The sequence below is a fragment of the Candidatus Limnocylindria bacterium genome, from assembly GCA_036523395.1.
In the GTDB taxonomy this organism is placed as follows: Bacteria; Chloroflexota; Limnocylindria; order P2-11E; family P2-11E; genus CF-39.
In genome coordinates this window covers 1-18,290 of the sequence record DATDEH010000126.1, presented here as the reverse complement: position 1 = coordinate 18,290, position 18,290 = coordinate 1, and the positions used below count along the sequence as shown (strand labels likewise).

The 18,290-nt window shown below is 69.0% G+C and carries 23 protein-coding genes; 14 read left to right on the top strand and 9 right to left on the bottom strand.

Annotated elements, in window-relative coordinates; translation table 11 throughout:
• Both VI056_15915 and VI056_15910 read left to right on the top strand, forming a co-directional pair.
• Positions 1 to 790: FAD-dependent oxidoreductase (locus VI056_15915; GenBank protein HEY6204507.1), on the top strand; the 790-nt coding region annotated here is incomplete at its 5' end.
• Positions 787 to 1,965, top strand: coding sequence for an acetyl-CoA C-acetyltransferase (locus VI056_15910; GenBank protein HEY6204506.1), 1,179 nt, complete (start codon positions 787 to 789; stop codon positions 1,963 to 1,965). The genes VI056_15915 and VI056_15910, both read left to right, overlap by 4 nt.
• 14 nt (positions 1,966 to 1,979) lie before the next feature.
• On the opposite strand, the gene VI056_15905 is transcribed toward VI056_15910, so the two are convergent.
• Both VI056_15905 and VI056_15900 read right to left on the bottom strand, forming a co-directional pair.
• Positions 1,980 to 2,756, bottom strand: a complete 777-nt coding sequence (locus tag VI056_15905; GenBank protein HEY6204505.1) for a hypothetical protein — start codon at positions 2,754 to 2,756, stop codon at positions 1,980 to 1,982.
• Positions 2,753 to 3,247 (bottom strand): RNA polymerase sigma factor, encoded by a 495-nt coding sequence (locus tag VI056_15900; GenBank protein HEY6204504.1) that lies wholly within the window; start codon positions 3,245 to 3,247, stop codon positions 2,753 to 2,755. Before VI056_15900 ends, VI056_15905 begins: the two co-directional genes overlap by 4 nt.
• 162 nt (positions 3,248 to 3,409) lie before the next feature.
• Here VI056_15900 and VI056_15895 point away from each other — a divergent pair, with 162 nt between their 5' ends.
• Positions 3,410 to 3,784 carry a hypothetical protein gene (locus tag VI056_15895; GenBank protein HEY6204503.1) on the top strand — a complete coding sequence of 125 codons (375 nt, stop codon included), beginning with the start codon at positions 3,410 to 3,412 and terminating at the stop codon, positions 3,782 to 3,784.
• A 41-nt stretch (positions 3,785 to 3,825) separates the two neighbouring features.
• Here VI056_15895 and VI056_15890 read toward each other — a convergent pair whose 3' ends face one another.
• Genes VI056_15890 through chrA form a run of 3 tightly spaced genes read right to left on the bottom strand, consistent with a single transcriptional unit; the run spans position 3,826 to position 7,126 of the window.
• The gene (locus tag VI056_15890; protein HEY6204502.1) at positions 3,826 to 4,689 is read right to left on the bottom strand and encodes an indole-3-glycerol phosphate synthase TrpC; all 864 of its coding nucleotides are present in this window, start codon (positions 4,687 to 4,689) and stop codon (positions 3,826 to 3,828) included.
• Entirely contained in the window at positions 4,686 to 6,002 is a 1,317-nt protein-coding gene (gene lysA / locus VI056_15885; protein HEY6204501.1) for a diaminopimelate decarboxylase, read from the bottom strand. The genes VI056_15890 and lysA overlap by 4 nt, the downstream gene beginning before the upstream one ends.
• Positions 5,999 to 7,126, bottom strand: coding sequence for a chromate efflux transporter (gene chrA / locus VI056_15880; GenBank protein HEY6204500.1), 1,128 nt, complete (start codon positions 7,124 to 7,126; stop codon positions 5,999 to 6,001). Before chrA ends, lysA begins: the two co-directional genes overlap by 4 nt.
• On the opposite strand from chrA, the gene dapF reads away from it, so the two are divergent.
• A complete protein-coding gene (gene dapF / locus VI056_15875; GenBank protein ID HEY6204499.1) occupies positions 7,105 to 7,926 on the top strand; it encodes a diaminopimelate epimerase in 822 nt (273 codons plus the stop codon). The genes chrA and dapF overlap by 22 nt on opposite strands.
• On the opposite strand, the gene VI056_15870 is transcribed toward dapF, so the two are convergent.
• A complete protein-coding gene (locus tag VI056_15870; GenBank protein HEY6204498.1) occupies positions 7,923 to 8,471 on the bottom strand; it encodes a DM13 domain-containing protein in 549 nt (182 codons plus the stop codon). The genes dapF and VI056_15870 overlap by 4 nt on opposite strands.
• Positions 8,472 to 8,498: 27 nt before the next feature.
• On the opposite strand from VI056_15870, the gene VI056_15865 reads away from it, so the two are divergent.
• From VI056_15865 to hisIE, 8 genes are read left to right on the top strand one after another with little or no spacing between them, the layout of a single operon-like run.
• On the top strand, positions 8,499 to 8,921 hold the full coding sequence (locus tag VI056_15865; GenBank protein HEY6204497.1) for a GNAT family N-acetyltransferase: 423 nt from the start codon (positions 8,499 to 8,501) through the stop codon (positions 8,919 to 8,921).
• 54 nt (positions 8,922 to 8,975) lie between these two features.
• A complete protein-coding gene (locus tag VI056_15860; GenBank protein HEY6204496.1) occupies positions 8,976 to 10,160 on the top strand; it encodes an ATP phosphoribosyltransferase regulatory subunit in 1,185 nt (394 codons plus the stop codon).
• Positions 10,157 to 10,798, top strand: a complete 642-nt coding sequence (hisG, locus tag VI056_15855) for an ATP phosphoribosyltransferase (protein ID HEY6204495.1) — start codon at positions 10,157 to 10,159, stop codon at positions 10,796 to 10,798. Before VI056_15860 ends, hisG begins: the two co-directional genes overlap by 4 nt.
• Entirely contained in the window at positions 10,795 to 12,027 is a 1,233-nt protein-coding gene (gene hisD, locus VI056_15850) for a histidinol dehydrogenase (protein ID HEY6204494.1), read from the top strand. Before hisG ends, hisD begins: the two co-directional genes overlap by 4 nt.
• 16 nt (positions 12,028 to 12,043) lie before the next feature.
• Positions 12,044 to 12,640: an imidazoleglycerol-phosphate dehydratase HisB gene (hisB, locus tag VI056_15845; protein ID HEY6204493.1), complete on the top strand. Its 597-nt coding sequence runs from the start codon at positions 12,044 to 12,046 to the stop codon at positions 12,638 to 12,640.
• Positions 12,637 to 13,248: an imidazole glycerol phosphate synthase subunit HisH gene (hisH, locus tag VI056_15840; GenBank protein HEY6204492.1), complete on the top strand. Its 612-nt coding sequence runs from the start codon at positions 12,637 to 12,639 to the stop codon at positions 13,246 to 13,248. The genes hisB and hisH overlap by 4 nt, the downstream gene beginning before the upstream one ends.
• Positions 13,249 to 13,252: 4 nt before the next feature.
• Positions 13,253 to 14,026 carry an imidazole glycerol phosphate synthase subunit HisF gene (gene hisF / locus VI056_15835; GenBank protein HEY6204491.1) on the top strand — a complete coding sequence of 258 codons (774 nt, stop codon included), beginning with the start codon at positions 13,253 to 13,255 and terminating at the stop codon, positions 14,024 to 14,026.
• The gene (gene hisIE / locus VI056_15830; GenBank protein ID HEY6204490.1) at positions 14,023 to 14,658 is read left to right on the top strand and encodes a bifunctional phosphoribosyl-AMP cyclohydrolase/phosphoribosyl-ATP diphosphatase HisIE; all 636 of its coding nucleotides are present in this window, start codon (positions 14,023 to 14,025) and stop codon (positions 14,656 to 14,658) included. Before hisF ends, hisIE begins: the two co-directional genes overlap by 4 nt.
• Here hisIE and VI056_15825 read toward each other — a convergent pair.
• Both VI056_15825 and VI056_15820 read right to left on the bottom strand, forming a co-directional pair.
• Positions 14,591 to 15,400 carry an HAD family hydrolase gene (locus tag VI056_15825; protein ID HEY6204489.1) on the bottom strand — a complete coding sequence of 270 codons (810 nt, stop codon included), beginning with the start codon at positions 15,398 to 15,400 and terminating at the stop codon, positions 14,591 to 14,593. The two genes, hisIE and VI056_15825, sit on opposite strands and share 68 nt — an antisense overlap.
• On the bottom strand, positions 15,397 to 16,251 hold the full coding sequence (locus tag VI056_15820; protein ID HEY6204488.1) for a TIGR03619 family F420-dependent LLM class oxidoreductase: 855 nt from the start codon (positions 16,249 to 16,251) through the stop codon (positions 15,397 to 15,399). Before VI056_15820 ends, VI056_15825 begins: the two co-directional genes overlap by 4 nt.
• A 31-nt stretch (positions 16,252 to 16,282) precedes the next feature.
• On the opposite strand from VI056_15820, the gene VI056_15815 reads away from it, so the two are divergent.
• Positions 16,283 to 17,437 (top strand): acyl-CoA dehydrogenase family protein, encoded by a 1,155-nt coding sequence (locus VI056_15815; GenBank protein HEY6204487.1) that lies wholly within the window; start codon positions 16,283 to 16,285, stop codon positions 17,435 to 17,437.
• Positions 17,434 to 17,742: a DUF2621 family protein gene (locus VI056_15810; GenBank protein ID HEY6204486.1), complete on the top strand. Its 309-nt coding sequence runs from the start codon at positions 17,434 to 17,436 to the stop codon at positions 17,740 to 17,742. Before VI056_15815 ends, VI056_15810 begins: the two co-directional genes overlap by 4 nt.
• Here the strand turns inward: VI056_15810 and VI056_15805 are convergent.
• On the bottom strand, positions 17,731 to 18,290 hold a 560-nt coding region (locus tag VI056_15805; GenBank protein HEY6204485.1), incomplete at its 5' end, for a hypothetical protein. The genes VI056_15810 and VI056_15805 overlap by 12 nt on opposite strands.

The window sequence follows — 18,290 nt, the reverse complement described above, 5'->3', positions numbered from 1 at the left end:
CGAAGTGCTCGACAACGCGGAGCTCAGGCGACGGTATCCGCTCTTCGAGATCGATCGCGAATGGATCGGCCTCTTCGATGCGCAGGCCGGCTGGCTCGCTCCCGAGCGTGCTGTCGAAACGCATCTCCGGCTCGCCGAGCGGAACGGCGCGACGCTCCGCTTCACTGAGCCGATCGAACGCTGGGAGCACGACGGTGACGGCGTGCGCGTGTTCTCTGCGCAAGGTAGCTATCGATGCCAGCGCCTGGTGATCGCCGCAGGTTCGTGGCTCTCGCGTCTGCTCCCGCATCTCGCGCCCCACCTGTGGGTCGAGCGCAACGTGCTGTTCTGGTTCGAGCCACGCGCCGAGCTTGAGGCGTTCGCGAAGCTGCCCGTGTACATCGTCGAAGACACCGACCGCCTCTACTACGGGTTTCCGTACGACCCGGGCAACGGACTGAAGATGGCAGGGCTCCACTTCGGTGACCGCGTCGATCCGGACTCCGTCGACCGCGAGCCGAGCTCACGGGACGAAGAACGAGTGCGCGCGTGGCTGCGCCGACGGATGCCGCTCGCGAACGGCGAGCGACGCAGCGCGACGGTATGCCTGTACACGAACAGCCCCGACGGGCACTTCATCATCGACCGGGACGGGCCCGTCACCTACGCATCGGCATGCTCGGGTCACGGCTTCAAGTTCGCCAGCGCGGTCGGCGAGATCCTCGCGGACCTCACCATCTCGGGCCGTTCGCCCCTCGATATCGGCTTCCTGTCGAGCGACCGACTGGCGAGTGGGACAATGAAGGTATGAAAGACATCGTTCTCATCGACGGCGCGCGCACTCCATTCGGCACGTTCGGAGGCGCGCTGCGCGACACCTCGGCGACGGACCTTGGCGTCATCGCGGCGAAAGGTGCGCTCGAGCGCTCGAAGGTCGACCCGAAGCAGATCGATCAGGTCATCTTCGGCAACGTGCTCCAGACCTCGGGCGACGCGGTCTACCTCGCGCGCCACATCGGGCTGAAGAGCGGCGTCCCGATGGAGGTCCCCGCGCTCACGATCAATCGGCTGTGCGGCTCGGGCCTCCAGGCGATCCTGCTCGCCGCGCAGGAGATCCAGCTCGGCCAGGCGGAGTTCGTCCTCGCCGGCGGGACCGAGAACATGAGCATGGCCCCGCACCAGATCCGCGGCGCGCGGTGGGGTCTGCCGCTCGGCGAGCAGAAGCTCGAGGATTACCTCTGGGTCGCGCTCATCGACTCGTACAACGGCCTCGGCATGGCCAACACGGCGGAGAACCTCGGCCGCGAGTACGGCATCACGCGCGATCAGGCCGACGAGTTCGCCGAGCGCAGCCATCGGCTCGCCGCGAAGGCGCGCGAGGATTGCCGCTTCTCAAAGGAGATCGTCTCCGTCGAGGTCAAGCAGAAGAAGGGCACTGTCGTCGTCGACAAGGACGAGCACATCCGCCCCGACACAACGCGCGAGGGCCTCGCGAAGCTCGTTGCCCGATTCGAGAAGGGCGGCACGGTCACAGCGGGCACGGCATCGGGGATCAACGACGGTGCCGCAGCGATGGTCGTGGCATCGGCGGAGGCCGCCGCGAAGGCGGGTCTCAAGCCGATCGCGCGCATCGTCTCGGGCGGCGTGTGCGGCGTCGACCCGGACATCATGGGCATCGGCCCGGCGCCGTCGTCGCGTCAGGCGCTAGACCGCGCCGGCAAGAAGGTCGGCGACATGGATCTCGTCGAGATCAACGAGGCGTTTGCGACGCAGTACCTCGCGGTGGAGAAGGAGCTCGGCCTCGACCGGGACAAGACGAATGTGAATGGCGGCGCGATCGCGCTCGGCCATCCGCTCGGCGCTTCAGGCGCGCGGCTCGCGCTCACCCTTGCGTACGAGCTGCGCGAGCGCGGCGGGACGTACGGTCTCGCATCGCTCTGCATCGGCGGCGGTCAGGGGATCGCGGCGATCATCGAGCGCGTCTAGGCCGCGTCGGGCGCCTACGGCACCGGCTCAAGGCTGCGGATCACGCGAAGGAGATCGTCGAGCTCGAGGCCCTTCGACTGCACGTCGTAGTGCGCCCCAGACTCGTTCCACCACACAGAGAACTCGAAAAGCGTTGGGCCGGGGTTCTGCAGTAAACGACGCGTAGCTCCTTCGGGGACTTCGTCCGGCCTGGGGAGCCGGCGGACGTGGACGGTAGTGCCGCGCTCGTCGAAGGTACCGATCTCGACCGTTGGGCCGCAAGGGTCCAGACGACCACACTCAAAGTCCCGCAGACTGGGATCACTATGGTGACCACTCCCAGGCTCCGCCCCATATTCGAGCCACGCGCATCCCCCGTTGGGCAGGACACCGCCCTGGTAGCGAACCACCCAACTCGTTCGATCTCCCTGGACGGCGGGCGGCGGATCTACGGTGACCACGGGTGACGGACATACCGCGGAGCCGCGGAATTCGGCTGGGATCCACGCTGGCCGAAGCAGAACAAGAGCCGAAGGAAGCGCCGCGCGCGCGGTCCTCCACTGCGCATCCTCGCGCGACTCAGACGCGCTTGGGCCGCCGGCCGCGGGAACGAGGCGCGGCTCGATGCGTAGGGCGCCGATCGTCATGCCGGCCACGACGATGATGATCGCCGCCACGCCGACAAGCAGGATCATCGACACGCTGGGTGTCGACCGACGCTCGCGGATCCAGCGCGACTCCGGCGGGAGAGGCACGCGATCCGTGGCCTCCCGTAGCGCACTCACGATCCATTGCTCTGATGGAGTCGTCATTCCTGCACCTCCATGTGCCGCCGCAAGGCGGCGATCGCCTGGGTCGTCGTCGCCGACACGGTCCCGCGCGCGATCCCGAAGTGCGCTGCGGTCTCCTCCTGCGAGAGGCCGACGACGTAGCGGGCGACAACGATCTGGCGTTGACGAAGCGGCAGCTTTCGAAGCGCGCTGAGGACGTCGTCCGACGCGTCCATGAGTCGCGGCGCCTCGCGCTCGATGAGCAGAGTCCAGGGAAGCAAGACCCGGTCGCGGATGCGGCGACCTCGCCATCCGCGTGACGCGACGACGAAGATCCATCCATCGACGGATGCCACTGGTCTGTCCGACGATCGTTCGAGGCCTTTCAAGAACGCGTCCTGGAGCGCGTCCTCGGCCTCTTCGGGTCGTGCCCCGAGCGCGAGCAGGCCCCGGTAGACGCGAGGAAAGGCGCTTCGGTACGCGGCCTCCCAGCGCAAGCGTTCCGTCGTCGTGTCCACGGCGATCGCTGTCACGGGGTGAAGAGTAGGAATCGGTCCAAAACGCTTAGTGCTTGAGAATCGCCGCGATCATCGAGCGCGTTTCGTAGTCGTTAACTCTCTGTAAGAGGACTCCGAAACCGGCTATGGCCGGGCGAAGCGCGCCGTTTCTCCGGAAAACATCTCTGGAGGAACGACATGGCGAACCTGACGAAGCGCATCACCATCTTCCTGGCGACCGCGATCCTCGGCACCACGCTCATGGGCTCCGCGGCATTCGCCGCCGTGCCGGCATCCGATCTGGCCGCGCCCACCGCCGTCCCGGCAGACAACGCGCAGACCATCAGCGAAGACGGAGCGCAGCCCGAACGCGAGCATCACCGCCGCTTCTGCCTGAAACTGAACGCCGTGCTCACGCGTCTGGTCGAGCAAGGCGTCATCACACGCGAGCAGAAGCAACGGATCCTCGACGCGTTCAACTGCCTGCCGTCGACCACCGACCGCCCCGCGAGCACCGACGGGCGTCCCTCGACCACGCGACCGACCGCGATCCGCACGACCGCCGCGAATTGACGAGCCGGGAGTGATCGCGCAGCAGTCTCGCTGCGCGATCACTACCTTCGTCGGATGGCCGCCAAACCTGCGATCAACGGACCAGGGTCGGCGGCGCGCATCAACGCTGTCCCCACGAGGACGGCGTCGACTCGCTGGGGGAGGCGATGCGCATCTTCGACGGTAGCGATCCCCGACTCCGCCACGAGGATCTGGTCCTGTCGCGCCAGCGTGTGAAGCTCCCTGACCCGGTCAACGTCGATCTCGCCCGGCTGACGCAGGTTGCGCGCGTTGATCCCAACGACCCGGGTACCGGCGCGCGCAACGAACTCGACGGCACGCTCGAACGCGGCGGCGTCGTGCGCCTCGGTCAGCACGCCGACGTCTAATGCTGCTGCGCGCTTCGCGATGTGGTCGAGATCGTCGTCGTCAAGCGCCTCCGCGATCAGTAGCGCGGCGTCGGCACCCGCCTTGCGCGCTTCGAGGATCTGGTACTCGTTGACGACGACATCCTTGTAGAGGATGGGCACGCCCACCGCGTCGCGGACGGCCGCGAGATCGTCGAGCGAGCCGCCCCAATGCTTCGGCTCGGTGACCACAGAGATCGCCGTCGCGCCGGCGGCGACATACGCGCGAGCGAGTCGAACCACATCCACATCGGAGCCGAGCACGCCCTGCGCCGGCGACACGCGCTTCACCTCCGCGATCACGGCCAGACGGCCCTCGCGCTTGGCCAACGCGAGCGCGCCGGTGAACGCATCGCGGGCGCCATCGATTTGCACGGCGTCTAACGCACCTGCGGCGCGGGCGCGCGCCCACAGGTTGTCGCGCATATTCAAGAGGACGTCCTGTTCGCTCATGCGCGCCGACTTCTCGCGGACGTACGCCTCACGTTCTGCGCGAACCTGCTCGAGGAAGTCGGTCATCTCGTCAGTTCGGGGGCGAGCAGGTCGTCGTACGTTTCGCGGCGGCGCACCAGTCGCGCGTGACCATCGCGTACGACGACGACCGCCGGGCGCGGCGCCATGTTGTAGTTGCTCGCCATCGACAGCTGATAGGCGCCGGCCACGGGCATCGCGATGACATCCCCCACGTGCGGCAGGGGCAAAGCGACCGATTGGATGAGGATGTCGCCCGTCTCGCAGTACTTGCCCGCGACCGCGACCTCGGTCACGTCGTCGCCACGTACGCGGCTCGCGATCACGGCGGTGTACTTCGCGCCGTAGGCCGTGGGGCGGATGTTGTCGGCCATGCCGCCATCGACCGCGACGTAGGTGCGCGCGCCGCGCTTCACCGAGCCGACCCGGTAGACGGCGACGCCGGCCGGGGCGACGATCGAGCGGCCGGGCTCGATCGTGAGGTCGGGTAGTGGACCCCCGAAGCTATGGCGGCGTGCGGCATCTGCCACGGTCGCCGTGACCTCCCGGATCAAGTCGGCGGGGCGCGTCTCGGGATCGTCCATGGTGTACCTCACGCCGTAGCCACCGCCCGGGCTGATCTCGCGCGTGACGAAGCCGGTCTTCGCGCGCATCTCGGCCGCGAAGGCGAAGAGACGCTCCACCGACTCGCGATACGGTCCGACCTCGCGGATCTGAGAACCGATGTGCGCATGAAAGCCGCGGAGCTCGAGGTTGGGCTGCGCGAGCACGCCTCGTACGCCCGCTTCGGCGGCACCGCTCGCGATGTCGAGGCCGAACTTGGTGTCTTCCGCGCCCGTGACCAGGTGGGCGTGCGTGTGGACGTCGACCGCAGGTCCGAGCCGCAGGAGCACGGGAGTACGGGCGGCGCTCTTCTCGGCGACCCGTGCGAGGAGCGTGATCTCGTCGAGGTTGTCCACAACGATGCGGCCCACGCCCTCAGCGCCTGCGAGGAGCAGCTCGTCCTCGCTCTTGTTGTTCCCGTGGAGGAAGATCCGATCGCGGGGGAAGTCGGCGCGCATCGCAGCCTGAAGCTCACCGCCTGAGACGACGTCGAGGCCAAGCCCTTCCGTGGCGAGAAGACGCAGCAGCCACGGCGCGCTGTACGCCTTTGCCGCGTAGCAGACCGTCGCACGACCCGGATAGCCTGCGGTCGCCTCGCGGAACGACCGGGCGCGTGCGCTGATCGTCGCCTCGTCGTACACGTAGAGAGGCGTCCCGAACTCCCCGGCGAGAGCGACGAGGTCACAGCCGCCGACCGCGAGCGTATTGCCCTGCGTCACGCGCGTCGTGTCGGGGAAAAGCTCGGCGGGGAACGTCATTGCAGCGATGCTATGGCGCTCATCGCGAGCCCGATCAGCGCTGCGAACAGGAGACCCACGACGCTGGCGTTCACACCGCTCAGAGCGGACTGCGCCCACGCTCGCGATCGCAGCGCGCCCCACGAGGGCAGCGCGGCGAAGACGACAAGGAACGCAGGCAGGAAGATCGCGATGAGCGCGATCGTGGCGCCCGTGATACCGCTGCGCGGCCAGACCGCGAACAGGTCGCCGCTCGAAGGGCCCGGTGCGATCACCGCCCCCAGGTAGGCCGCGAACGTGAAGAGCGGACCCGGCACAGCCTGAGCGGCACCGTAACCGGCAAGAAACGCATCTTCGGTGACCCATCCCGAAGGAACGACCTCATTCCGCAGGAGCGGCAGCACCACATGACCGCCACCGAACACGAAGGCACCGGAGCGATAGAAGGAATCGAACAATGCGATCTCGCCGCTCTGCACCGTGACCCGAGCGAGCGGAAACGCAAGGAGCAATGTCAGGTAGAGCGTGCCGCATACCACCGCGACGCGGCGACCGATCGGGACGGTTCGCATGCCCCGAGTGAGGACCGCGGCGGCCGGAAGCAGGACCCACCCCGCCAGTCCCGCGAGAAGGATGATCGCGACTTGCGCGTACTGGTCATGCCAGGCCAGGGCCAGCGCGGTCGCGGCGAGGGCGATCGCTCCGCGGCGCGCGTCCCACGCGAGCGCACGCGCCATTCGCCACACGGCGACCGCGACGACGACGATCGCGACAAGCTCAAGTGCGCGCACGACCGGCATGAGCGCGCCGCCCAGTCGATCGATGGTGTACGCGAAGACCGCCATGAGGGTGGCCGACGGGAGCGTGAAGCCGAGCCACGCAAGGAACGCGCCGAGCGGTCCCGCGCGCATGAGGCCGATCGCGATGCCGACCTCGCTGCTCGTCGGACCGGGAAGCGACTGGCACAGCGCGACGAGATCCGCGTAGGTCGTCTCGTCGATCCAGTGCCGGCGCACGACGTATTCGCTACGGAAGTACCCCAGATGCGCGATCGGTCCACCGAACGACGTGAGCCCGAGCCGCAGCGCGACGAGGAAGACCTCGAGCGGCGATGATGAGCGCGATGGCTCACTACGTGAAGTCACACGGCCTCGGCAACGACTACATCGTGATCGATCCCGCGAACGTGCCGTTCGCGGTCACGCCGGAGGCTGTTCGGCTCATCTGCGATCGCCACCGCGGCGTCGGCTCAGATGGGATCCTGCTCGTATCGCCGGGCGAGGGAGCGGACTTCGGCCTGCGCATCCTCAACCCGGATGGCAGCGAAGCGGAGAAAAGCGGGAACGGCGTGCGCATCTTCGCGAAGTTCCTGCGCGAGCACGGTTACACCGACAAGGACCGATTCACGCTGCACACGCGCGGCGGCCGTGTCACGTGCGTCCTCGAGCACGAGAACGGACGGGTCGCGCAGATCACCGTCGACATGGGCAAGGCTCGGTTCGACCCGCTCGAGTCCATCGAAGTCGCTGGCCGGCGCTTCGACGTGACCTTGGTGTCGATGGGGAACCCGCACTGCGTCATCGTCGTTCCGGATCTCTCGAACATCGATATCCACGCGCTCGGTCCGAAGATCGAGAACCATCCCGCGTTCCCGAACCGGACCAATGTCCAGTTCGCGCAGGTCGTCTCGCGCAGCGAGGTGCGGATCCTCATCTGGGAGCGCGGCGCGGGCTACACCCTCGCATCCGGCTCGTCGAGCTGCGCGGTCGTCGCCGCCTGCGATCGGAAGGGCCTAGTCGATCGCGACGTCACGGTGACGATGCCCGGTGGTCAGCTGCGGATCGGCATCGCCGCGGACGGTGAGATCCGGATGCGCGGGCCGGTCGAGGAGATCGGCACGGGCGACCTGAGCCCGGATCTCCTTCGCCACCTCGGCGCGCGCTAGCGGAGGTCGGCCCAAGTGAAGAGGACCGTGAATGCGCGGCACCACACGACCACCGACTTGTAATCGGCGAGGGGCGTGCCGGCCGGCAGCTCATAGCTGAACGAGCCGTTCGTCGCCTTTAGCGCACCGAGGTAGAGGTCGCGACTCCCGTCATACACGCCGCCGATCCCGCGCGCGAGATACACGTGCAGGTCGGGTCCGTTCTGGATGGCGACGTCCTCGAAGCGCAGATAGGTCTTGCCATCGAGCTCGATGAGCGACACTGGGCCCGTGCCTCGGTGGAGATCGTCGACGCGCTGAAGCTGACCCATTCGCAGGATCCTCGGACCGGCCGCCGCTCTTGTCACAGCGGTCGTTGCCGCCGCGGGCGAGGTGGCCGCTCCAGCCGATGTGGGCAACGCCGCAGTCGCGCGTGGCAGCTCCTCCTGCAGCGTCGTCGTCAAGAAGAGCGGCGAGATCGTCCACCAACCGAGAGCGCTCGCGGCGACGAGTACGAGCGCGGCCGTGGCCTGGGCCAGCCGACTCGTGCGGATCGTCGCGAGCACCTCTTGAGTCTAGGTACGCTCTCGCGCATGGACCAGTACACCGTGTCGACCGATCCCGCACGCCTCGACCGCGACGCGGTCTACCGCTATCCGCATGAGGAGGCGTACTGGTCGCAGGGCATCTCGCGCGACATCTTCGAGCGCGCGCTCGACAACTCGCTGAACTTCACGGCGCTGCACGGCACGCAGCTCGCCGGCTTCGCGCGCGTCGTGACAGACCGCGCCACCTTCGCGTGGCTCTGCGATGTCTTCGTGCTTCCCGAGCACCGCGGTCGCGGCGTCTCTCGTCGCTTGATGGAGGCGGTCATGGCGCATCCGGACCTCGCGAGTTTCCGCAACTTCCTGCTCGCCACCCGTGATGCACACGGTCTGTACGCGAAGTTCGGCTTCACGCCGCTGGCCGAGCCGCAGCGCTGGATGGCGATCCGGCGCCCCTACCGCACTCCCTAGTCCCATCTGCACCTCGGTCGTGACAGAGCGCCCGCCAGTGCCTAGCCTGCGCCGATGGGGAGTCCCTTTCGCGAGCCCGTCCTAGCGCCGCCGCGCGGTTTCCGAGACATCCTCCCGACGGAGGCGCGGGAGCTGCGCGCGATCGAGCGCGCGCTCTCCGAGACGTTCACGAGCCACGGCTACGTTCCGATCGAGCCGCCGATGGTGGAGCACGTCACGGCCGACTCGGCTGCCGAGCGCCGTCGGTCCATGCAGTTCCTCGATCGCGACGGCAGCCTCGTCGCGCTCCGCCCGGACATCACTACCGCGGTGGCCAGACTCGTCGCGCAGCGGTATCGCGACGCCGCGGGCGCGCTGCGCCTTTCGTACTTCGCACCGGTGTTCCGCGAGGAGCCGGCGATGCTCGGGGCCGAGCGCCAGCACGACCAGGCCGGTGTCGAGCTCGTCGGACCGTCGGGACCGCTCGCGGACGCCGAGGTGCTCGCGCTCCTCGCCGAATCGCTCGCGCGCTGCGGGCTGAAGGGTGCGACGATCGAGGTCGGCCACGTCGGCGTCGTCCGCCGCGCCTTCGCCGAGCTGAGCGACGACGACAGCGCGTCAATCATGGAGGCGCTGCGTGCGGGCGACCACGTGGGTGCGTTCCGTCGCGCTGCCGATGCGGGCATGCGCGACGGCGCGCGCGCGAGCGCGAGGAAGGCCTTGGCGGCGCGAGGCAGTGACATCGAGAGTGTCGACATCGAAGGCGTCGACGAGCTCCGCGAGGTGATCCACCTCGCGCGCGATCTCTTCGCGGGCGAACCGCTGTGGGGCATCCCGAACCTGTCCCTGGTGCCCGAGCTCCCCTACTACACCGGCGTGGTGTTCGAGGCGCTGCATCCGAAGAGCGGCTTCCCCATCGCGACCGGTGGCCGTTATGACCTGCTGCTCGGCGCCTTCGGCACCCCGCGCCGCGCGACGGGGTTCGCGATCAACGTGCCGCGACTCCACCTCGCCTTGTTCGAGTCGGGGTGGCGACCGGACCGCGAGCGAACTCTCGTCGCACTGAGGCCCGCGGGTCCGCGCGAGACCGCGCAGCTCGCCGCGAGTCTCCGCGCACGCGGGCTGGTCGTAGCGATCGGCGCGGTGGCGGAGCGCGCAGGTCTCGAGATCGTCGAGTCGACCGTCGTCGATCGCGACCGGGTTCGCCTGCCGGACGGTCGTGTCGTTACGGCCGACCAGCTCGCGCAGGAGCTGGCATGACGCCACTTCGCTTCGCGCTCGCTCAGGGCGTGCTGCTGGCCGATGCGCTGACAGCGCTGCGCGCGGTCGGCCTCGACGTGTCGCGGCTCGGCGAGGATCGACGTCTGTTGGTCCCGAGCGGAAACGTCGAGTACGTGCTCGCGCGACCCAGCGACATCGCGACCTACGTCGAACGTGGCGCCGCAGATCTCGGCATCGTGGGCAAGGACGTGCTGATGGAATCGGCCGCGCGAGTGCTCGAGCTTGTCGACCTCCGCTTCGGGGCCTGCCGCTTCGTCGTTGCGGCGCCGCGCGACGCGCTCGAGCGTTCGCTCGACGACTACCGGCACCTCGGGAGTCTCGAGGTCGCGACGAAGTACCCGCGCGTCGCCGAAGAGCACTTCCGTCGGCGCGGCATCCAAGTCGAGATCGTGAGGGTCGCCGGATCTGCGGAGCTCGCACCGCAGGTCGGCCTCGCTGACTGGATCGTCGACCTCGTCGCGACCGGCGCGACCCTTGCGGCGAACGACCTGGCGGTCGTCGAGGAGATCGCGACCAGCACCGCGCGCCTCATCGCGAATCCTTCCGCATACCAGCTGCGCCGGAGAGAGATAGCCCCTCTTGCCGAGCGTCTCGCCTCCTGGGCGGCCGCGCGATGAAGACGAAGGCCCTCAGCTCGCTACGCGCGGACATCGCCAGCGCGCGCCGCGGAGGCGCGTTTTCGCCGCGCGAACGGACCGCGGCGGCCGCGATAATCCGCGCGGTGCGACGCGACGGCGATGCCGGCGTACTGAGGAGCGTGCGAAGGTTCGACCGGGCCGGCGCGAGGCCACGGGATCTCGTTCTCGATTCGCGGGCGATACGGCGTTCCGCACGCGCGTGTCCGCTCGACACGCGGCGCGCGCTCGAGCTGGCCTATGCGCGCATCCGTGAATTCCACGAGCGGCAGCGCCCGCGCGAATCAGGGCTTCGCGATGGCCGCACTGACGTGCGCCTCGTTCCGTCGGCGCTCGATCGCGTCGGCGCGCTCGTTCCGCGCGGCGCCGCGGCGTATCCCTCGACGGCGCTCATGACCGGCGTGCCGTCGCAGATCGCTGGCGTCCGAGAGTTCGTCGTCGCCTCGCCGATGCCACGCGATGGCTCGGTGGATCCGGCACTCGCATACGCGCTGGAGCTCGTCGATGCGACGACGCTCTATCGCGCGGGCGGTGCGGCGGCGGTCGCCGCGCTCGCGTACGGCACCGCGTCGCTCGGCCGCGTCGACAAGATCGTCGGCCCCGGCAACTCGTACGCGACCGCGGCGAAATGGTTGGTCTCGGCCGACGTCGGCATCGATGCGCTCCAGGGCCCGAGCGAGCTGATCGCCGTCGCATCGGGCGACGCCGACGCGAGTGTCGTGGCGCTCGACCTCCTCGCGCAGGCCGAGCATGGAGCCGGCGCGTTCGCGGCGCTCGTGAGCGACGACGCCCACCTCCTGCGCGGGGTCGTCTCCGCGCTCGCCAAGCAGCGCCCTGCGCGGATATCCCTGTATCGCGCCAAGGACCTGCTCGCCGCCGTGAAGGCCGCCGACGACGCCTGCCCCGAACACGTGCTGCTCGCGGGCCGCGGCGCTGCCGCACTGTCGGCCCACCTGCGACACGCCGGTGCGGTCTTCATCGGCATGCGCTCGGCCGTCGCGTTCGGTGACTACGTCGCGGGAACGAATCACTCGCTACCGACCGGTGGCACGGCACGGTGGGCATCGGCGCTCCGCGTCGATGACTTCGTGCGCTGGACCAGCCGCGTGTCCATGCGCGGCGATCTTGGTGACCTCGCGCGAGCCGGCGCAGCGATCGCGGCGCACGAGGGCATGCGCTTTCACGGAGCCTCGCTGGAGGCCCGCGCGTGACCCGGGAGGTTCGCTGATGCCTGCCGCGCGTGGCGCGCGCCGCGCGCGCCGGACGAAGGAGACGGACATCCAGGTCCGCTTCAAGCTCGACGGTTCGGGCACGGCGAGCGTCCGCACGGGACTGCCGTTCCTCGACCACATGCTCGAGCTCTTCGCGGTGCACGGTCTCTTCGACCTCACGCTCAAAGCCAAAGGCGACATCGAGGTCGACCAGCATCACACCGTCGAGGACATCGGTCTCGTGCTCGGCGCCGCGATCGACGAGGCCCTCGGCGATCGCAAGGGTCTTGTGCGCTACGCGTCGCTCGAAGTGCCGATGGACGAATGCCTCGTGAGCGTCGCGCTCGACCTCGGCGGCCGGCCGTACTTCGCACACGACCTCACGCCCAAGACGCGGATCGTCGGCTCCTTCGACTCGACGCTCGTGCCGGACTTCTTCATCGCGCTGGTGCAGAGCGCGCGCTGCACGCTCCACGTCACGCAGCTTCGTGGCGGCAACACGCACCACCTGCTCGAGGCCACGTTCAAGGCGTTCGGCCGCGCGCTCGACGCCGCAACGCAGCGCGATCCGCGGCGAAAGGGCGTGCCGAGCTCGAAGGGTCGGATCGGATGATCGCGATCGTCGACTACGACGTCGGCAACCTGCCCAACATCGAGCGCGCGCTCCGCCGCGCCGGCGCGAAGGACGTGCGCGTGACGCGTTCGCACGCCGAGATCCTCGCGGCGCAGGCGGTCGTCCTTCCCGGCGTCGGTCACTTCGGGCACTGTGCGCGCGAGCTGAGGAGACTCGGACTCGACGCGATGGTCCGCATCGCGCACGACCGCGCGATCCCCATCCTCGGACTCTGCGTCGGGATGCAGCTGTTCTTCGAGGAAAGCGAGGAGGATCCCGGGACGGCGGGCCTCGGCCTCATGCGCGGCCGCGTGCGACGGCTGCGCGGCGACGTGCGCGTCCCGCACACGGGCTGGAACAGCGTTCGCGTCGCTCGCGCGCACCCCTGGCTCGTCGGAGTCCCCGACGGTGCGTACTTTTACTTCGTCCATTCGTATGCGGCGGCACCGTCGGACGCGAGCGCGGTCTTTGGCACCGTCGAGCACGGCGAGAGTCTCGCGGCGGTCGTCGCCGCCCCGGGAATGCTCGGATTGCAGTTCCATCCTGAGAAGAGCGGCGCGACCGGCACACATGCGCTCGCATCGTTCGTCCGCGCGACGGCGGCGTGAGCGCATGCTGGCTCGGCGCATCATCCCCTGCCTCGACGTGAAGGACGGCCGTGTCGTGAAGGGCACCCGGTTCATCGAAATCCGCGACGCCGGTGACCCGGTCGACCTCGCCGCGCGTTACGACCGCGAAGGTGCGGATGAGCTCGTGTTCCTCGACATCACCGCTTCCGCGGAGCAGCGGCGCACGGTCATCGATCTGGCGCAGCAGGTCGCCGCGACGCTCACGATCCCGTTCTGCGTCGGCGGCGGGATCGGCTCGGTGGATCTCGCGGCGGCGATCCTGCGCGCGGGCGCCGACAAGGTCGCGGTGAACACCGCGGCGGTGCGGCGGCCGGCACTGCTCGGTGAGATCGCCGGCCGCGCGGGCTCGCAGGCCGCGGTGCTCGCGATCGATGCGAAGCGCCGCGACGACGGTTCGTACGAGGTCTATGTGGAAGGCGGCCGCACGCCGACCGGGCTCGACGCCGTCGAGTGGGCGCGCCGCGGGGTCGAGGCCGGCGCGGGCGAGATCCTGCTCACATCGATGGACCGCGACGGCACCCGTGACGGCTTCGAGCTCGATCTCACCGCACGCGTCGCTGACGCGGTGCGCGTGCCGGTGATCGCATCGGGCGGCGCGGGCCGGCCATCGGACTTCGTGGAGCTGTTCCGGCGCACCGGCGCGGAGGCGGGGCTGGCGGCGTCGATCTTCCATTCCGGTGAGATCGCGGTGGCGGCGTTGAAGGAGGAGCTCGGGCGGCGCGGCGTGAACGTCCGGCCGAGCGTCGAGGCCGCATGACCGGTGAGATCCGGTTCGACGAGCGCGGTCTGGTCCCGGCCGTCGTCCAGGACGCCGCGACCGGCGCGGTGCTGATGCTGGCGTACATGGACCGCGAGGCGCTGGACGTCACGGTGCGCACGCGCGAGGTCCACTTCCACAGCCGCTCGCGCGACAAACTGTGGAAGAAGGGCGAAACGAGCGGCAATGTTCTGCATCTCGTCGAGCTCGTGGCGGATTGCGACGCTGATGCGCTCCTCGTGAAGGTCCACCCGGCGGGGCCGGCATGCCACACCGGCGACGCAACGTGTTTCGGTCCGGTGAACGCGACCGATCTCGGACGCTTCCTCTCGGAGCTCGCGGCGATGCTGCGTCAGCGCCGCCGCGACCTGCCCGTGGACTCCTACTCCGCGGAGCTCTTCAAGGGGGGGCATGAGGCGATCGCGGCGAAGCTGATCGAGGAGGCCGGCGAGACCGCGGCCGCTCTACGTGGTGAGGGTCGCGAGCGGACGATCAGCGAGCTCACCGATCTCCTCTATGTGATGCTGGTCCTCGCGACGCAGGTCGAGGCGACGCCGGATGAGATCAGGGCGAGCCTCGAGGAGAAGCGGCGTCAGGCTCCCACGCGTCGAGGCACGACCGGATCTGACTGAGCGCGGCCACGCGCGCGTCCGGCATCGCATCATCCGGCTTTGGGACCACATCGCCGCGATCGACCCAGATGGATCGCAGGCTGGCATTGTGTGCGCCGCGGATGTCGCGCGGCAGGCTGTCGCCGATCATCACCGCGGCGTCCGCGGTTGCGCCGATCGCGTCGAGTGCGGCCGTGAAGATCCGCCGGTCTGGTTTTCCGACGTCGATCTCGGCGGAGATGACGACCGCCGCGAAGTAGTGCATGAGCGCGGCGCGACCGAGCTTCTCACGCTGCACATCGGGCGCACCGTTCGTCACGAGCGCGAGGCGATGGTCGCGCGAGAGATCGTCGAGCACGGCACCGGCGTCCGGATCGACGATCTCGCCTGCGCGACGCGTGTGGCGATACACCTCGTCGAGATCCGCTACGAGGTCGGAGTCGGCGACACCGCACTCGGCGAGGGCGTCGCGCCACACCTCGCGCCGGAATATCGGCACGAAATCGCGCAGCGCGTGGAGACCGTCGCCGTCTCCTTTGAACTCGCCCCACAGGCCCTCACCCCACCAGATGCCCATACGGTCGGCGTACGCCGACGTTGGCGCGGCACGCCAGCGATCGTCCGCGATGCGGAGGGTCGCCTCGTACAGCCGTTCGGCGGGAGCTCGCCCCTCCGCCCGGTCACAAGCCGCGCGCACCGCGCGGAACGTGACGTCGTCCTCCATGAGCAGCGTGTTGTCGAGGTCGAAGAGGAGTGCTTTCATGCGAGCGCCGGCAACACCTCCTTCGCGAAGCGCTCCAGGTCTCGCAGCGTGCCGTCGTCCCACCGCCGGCCGATGACGAGCAGGTCCGCTCCCGCGTCGCGCATTGCGAGCGCCGCCTCAAGCCAGCCGTTGTCTTCGACGCGCGCCAGCGGAAGGGATGCGCCGAGCGGCGCGGTCGCGCTCGAGGCGCGGAGCCTCTGGTGGTATGCGGCGAGCTTGTCCGCCGTGGGCACCCAGATGAACAGACCGGCGTCGTGCTCGACGGCCACACGCAGGGCGGCATCCCCATGTCCTCCGATCCACAGGGGCAGCCGCTCGCCCTGGGGCGGTCTCGGATTGACGCCGACCGGCGGGATCTTCCAGAAGCGCCCGTCGTAGCTGAACGTCGGCTCGCGCCACGCGCGACGCAGGATCTCGATCGTCTCCTCCATGCGCCGGATGCGATGGTCGGTCGGATTCCCGAGCGCCTGCGCCTCCTCGACGAGCCAGCCACCGCCGACGCCGAGCTCGAAGCGTCCGTTCGAGAGCACGTCGATCGTGGCGACCTGTTTCGCGAGCCTGACAGGGTGCGTCGTGATGAGCGGTACGACCGCGATGCCGAGGCGCACGCGCTCCGTCGCCGCCGCGACGAAGGCGATGGTCGTCAGCGCGTCGAGCCACGAGCTCGTGGCGTTCCACACGGGCCGGCCGTCGGCGCTGTACGGATAGTTCGCCGCGAACGTGACCGGTATGACAGTGTGAGAGTTCATCCATAGCGAGTCGAAGCCGAGCCGCTCGACCGCGCGCGCATGCGCTAACACCGCGTCGCGGCCCGGCATCGTGAGGAGCGGCAGGTCCACGCCAACGCGCACGCGCGCAGTCTAGGTTCGGTAGTCTGCGTCAATGGACTTCGACCTCTCCCCCGAACAGCAGCAGATCCACAAGCTCGCCAACGAGTTCGCCGATCGTGAGATCGCGCCTGGCGCGCGCGAGCGCGACCGCGCCGAGCGGTTTCCGGACGACGTGCTGAGGAAGATGGCGCCCATCGGTTTCCTCGGCGGCCCCATCCCCGAGGAGTACGGCGGCATGGGCGTCGACTTCATCTCGCACGCGATCATCACCGAGGCCATCGGCCGCGCGGATTCGTCCGTCCGCACGACCTTGTCGGTCCAGATCTCGCTCGTCGAGATCACGATCCTGAAGTTCGGGACCGAAGAGCAGAAGCGCACCTGGCTCCCGCGCCTGTGCAAGGGCGACGTGATCGGATGCTTCGGACTCACCGAGCCGGCGGTCGGGAGCGACGCGACGCGGCTGCAAGCCACCGCGAAGCGCGACGGCAACGATTGGATCATCAACGGCCGCAAGATGTGGATCTCGAACGGATCGGTATCCAAGCTCGCGCTCGTGTTCGCGACCATCGATCCGTCAAAGGGCTACAAGGGCATCACCGCGTTCCTCATCGACCGCGACAAGAGCCCGTATGGAAGCCAGGCGCTGCACGGGAAGCTCGGCCTCCGCTCGTCGGACTCGAGCGAGCTGATCCTCGACAACGTGCGCGTTCCCGACGCGATGCGACTGGGCGAGGTCGGCGAGGGGTTCAAGATCGCGATGGCCGCGCTGGACTCGGGGCGCTACTCGGTGGCCGCCGGCGCGGTCGGCCAGGCTCAGGCCGCGATCGATGCCTCCGTCGCGTACGCCACTCAGCGGCAGGCGTTCGGAAAGCCCATCGCGGCGCATCAGCTCGTGCAGGAGATGATCGCGGACATGGTGGTCGAGACCGAGGCCGCGCGGCTTCTCGTCTATCGCGCCGGCCACCTGAAGAACAGGGGCGTGGCAAGCACGCGCGAGACGAGCATCGCGAAGCTGTACGCCGGCGAGATCGCGCAGCGCGCCTGCGACAACGCGATCCAGATCCACGGCGGCTACGGCTTCTCGGATGAGTTCCCTGTCGAGCGGCTCTGGCGCGACGCGCGCGTGAATCGCCTCTACGAGGGCACGACCCAGATCCAGAAGCTCATCATCGGACGCTTTACGACCGGCATCGACGCGATCGGATGAACTGGAGCGACGCCGCGGACTCGATGCTCCAGGCCCTGGTCGGCATGGTCCCCGAGACACTTCGCGAGCTCGCCGGCGCTGCGGCGCGTGACGAGAGCGAGGCCGCGGCCGAGCAGCGCGGCGCGAGCGAAGTCGAGGTCGATGACGTCGTGCGCGGGTGGATCCGGACGACACCGCCCGAGCAGCGCAATGGCCTCATCGCCGTGATCGAGAGCCTTGGCGTCGAGCCCGAGCGCTACGCCGAGGAGCTCGAGTCGTCAGAAGGCTGGGACGAGTTCGAGGAGCCGCCCGACTCAGGGATGTGAGCTCGAGCGCTCCTTTGCGCGGGTCTTCGGCCGCTTGATGCGGAGACGGTGGGGACCCGGGCGATGAGCGCGCGTAGTCGGTGCGACACGATGAGGCGTCAGCGGGGCTGACCCTCCCTGCGGATGCCGAAGCGTGAGGAATCCGGTCGTCCCGAGCATCCGATGGATCAGCCAGATCCCCAGCGGCAGCACCGCCCGTGCGGCGGTCGCGTCGATGACGCGCGGGCTCACCAGGCGCAGCTCATGGCCGCGGTACACGAGGATCGCGCCGCGGGCCGCGAGGACATTGCGACACCAATCGGTGTCGGCGCCGTAGATGAGGCCCACGATGAAACCTTCGCTCGTCTGCTCCGCGAACACCGGTGTGTGGTAGCTCCGGCCAGTCTTGCGGCCAACGTGGTGCACGACGGAGACGGCGAGCGGCCCGGCGATGCGAAGGACGATGGGATTGAGGACGCTGCGGTTGATCCAGGCCACGAGCCGGCCACCGCGGCGACCCGCGCGCCCGGCGAGGAAGTACGCCGCGAGTGTGGCAGCGAGCATCGCGA

What these genes read in the sequence shown, in the direction of transcription:
- VI056_15910 (HEY6204506.1), top strand. Translation starts at nt 787, where the DNA reads ATGAAAGACATCGTTCTCATCGACGGCGCGCGCACTCCATTCGGCACG.
- VI056_15905 (HEY6204505.1), bottom strand. Translation starts at nt 2,756, where the DNA reads ATGACGACTCCATCAGAGCAATGGATCGTGAGTGCGCTACGGGAGGCC.
- VI056_15895 (HEY6204503.1), top strand. Translation starts at nt 3,410, where the DNA reads ATGGCGAACCTGACGAAGCGCATCACCATCTTCCTGGCGACCGCGATC.
- VI056_15890 (HEY6204502.1), bottom strand. Translation starts at nt 4,689, where the DNA reads ATGACCGACTTCCTCGAGCAGGTTCGCGCAGAACGTGAGGCGTACGTC.
- lysA (HEY6204501.1), bottom strand. Translation starts at nt 6,002, where the DNA reads ATGACGTTCCCCGCCGAGCTTTTCCCCGACACGACGCGCGTGACGCAG.
- dapF (HEY6204499.1), top strand. Translation starts at nt 7,105, where the DNA reads ATGGCTCACTACGTGAAGTCACACGGCCTCGGCAACGACTACATCGTG.
- VI056_15865 (HEY6204497.1), top strand. Translation starts at nt 8,499, where the DNA reads ATGGACCAGTACACCGTGTCGACCGATCCCGCACGCCTCGACCGCGAC.
- VI056_15860 (HEY6204496.1), top strand. Translation starts at nt 8,976, where the DNA reads ATGGGGAGTCCCTTTCGCGAGCCCGTCCTAGCGCCGCCGCGCGGTTTC.
- hisG (HEY6204495.1), top strand. Translation starts at nt 10,157, where the DNA reads ATGACGCCACTTCGCTTCGCGCTCGCTCAGGGCGTGCTGCTGGCCGAT.
- hisD (HEY6204494.1), top strand. Translation starts at nt 10,795, where the DNA reads ATGAAGACGAAGGCCCTCAGCTCGCTACGCGCGGACATCGCCAGCGCG.
- hisB (HEY6204493.1), top strand. Translation starts at nt 12,044, where the DNA reads ATGCCTGCCGCGCGTGGCGCGCGCCGCGCGCGCCGGACGAAGGAGACG.
- hisH (HEY6204492.1), top strand. Translation starts at nt 12,637, where the DNA reads ATGATCGCGATCGTCGACTACGACGTCGGCAACCTGCCCAACATCGAG.
- hisF (HEY6204491.1), top strand. Translation starts at nt 13,253, where the DNA reads ATGCTGGCTCGGCGCATCATCCCCTGCCTCGACGTGAAGGACGGCCGT.
- hisIE (HEY6204490.1), top strand. Translation starts at nt 14,023, where the DNA reads ATGACCGGTGAGATCCGGTTCGACGAGCGCGGTCTGGTCCCGGCCGTC.
- VI056_15825 (HEY6204489.1), bottom strand. Translation starts at nt 15,400, where the DNA reads ATGAAAGCACTCCTCTTCGACCTCGACAACACGCTGCTCATGGAGGAC.
- VI056_15815 (HEY6204487.1), top strand. Translation starts at nt 16,283, where the DNA reads ATGGACTTCGACCTCTCCCCCGAACAGCAGCAGATCCACAAGCTCGCC.
- VI056_15810 (HEY6204486.1), top strand. Translation starts at nt 17,434, where the DNA reads ATGAACTGGAGCGACGCCGCGGACTCGATGCTCCAGGCCCTGGTCGGC.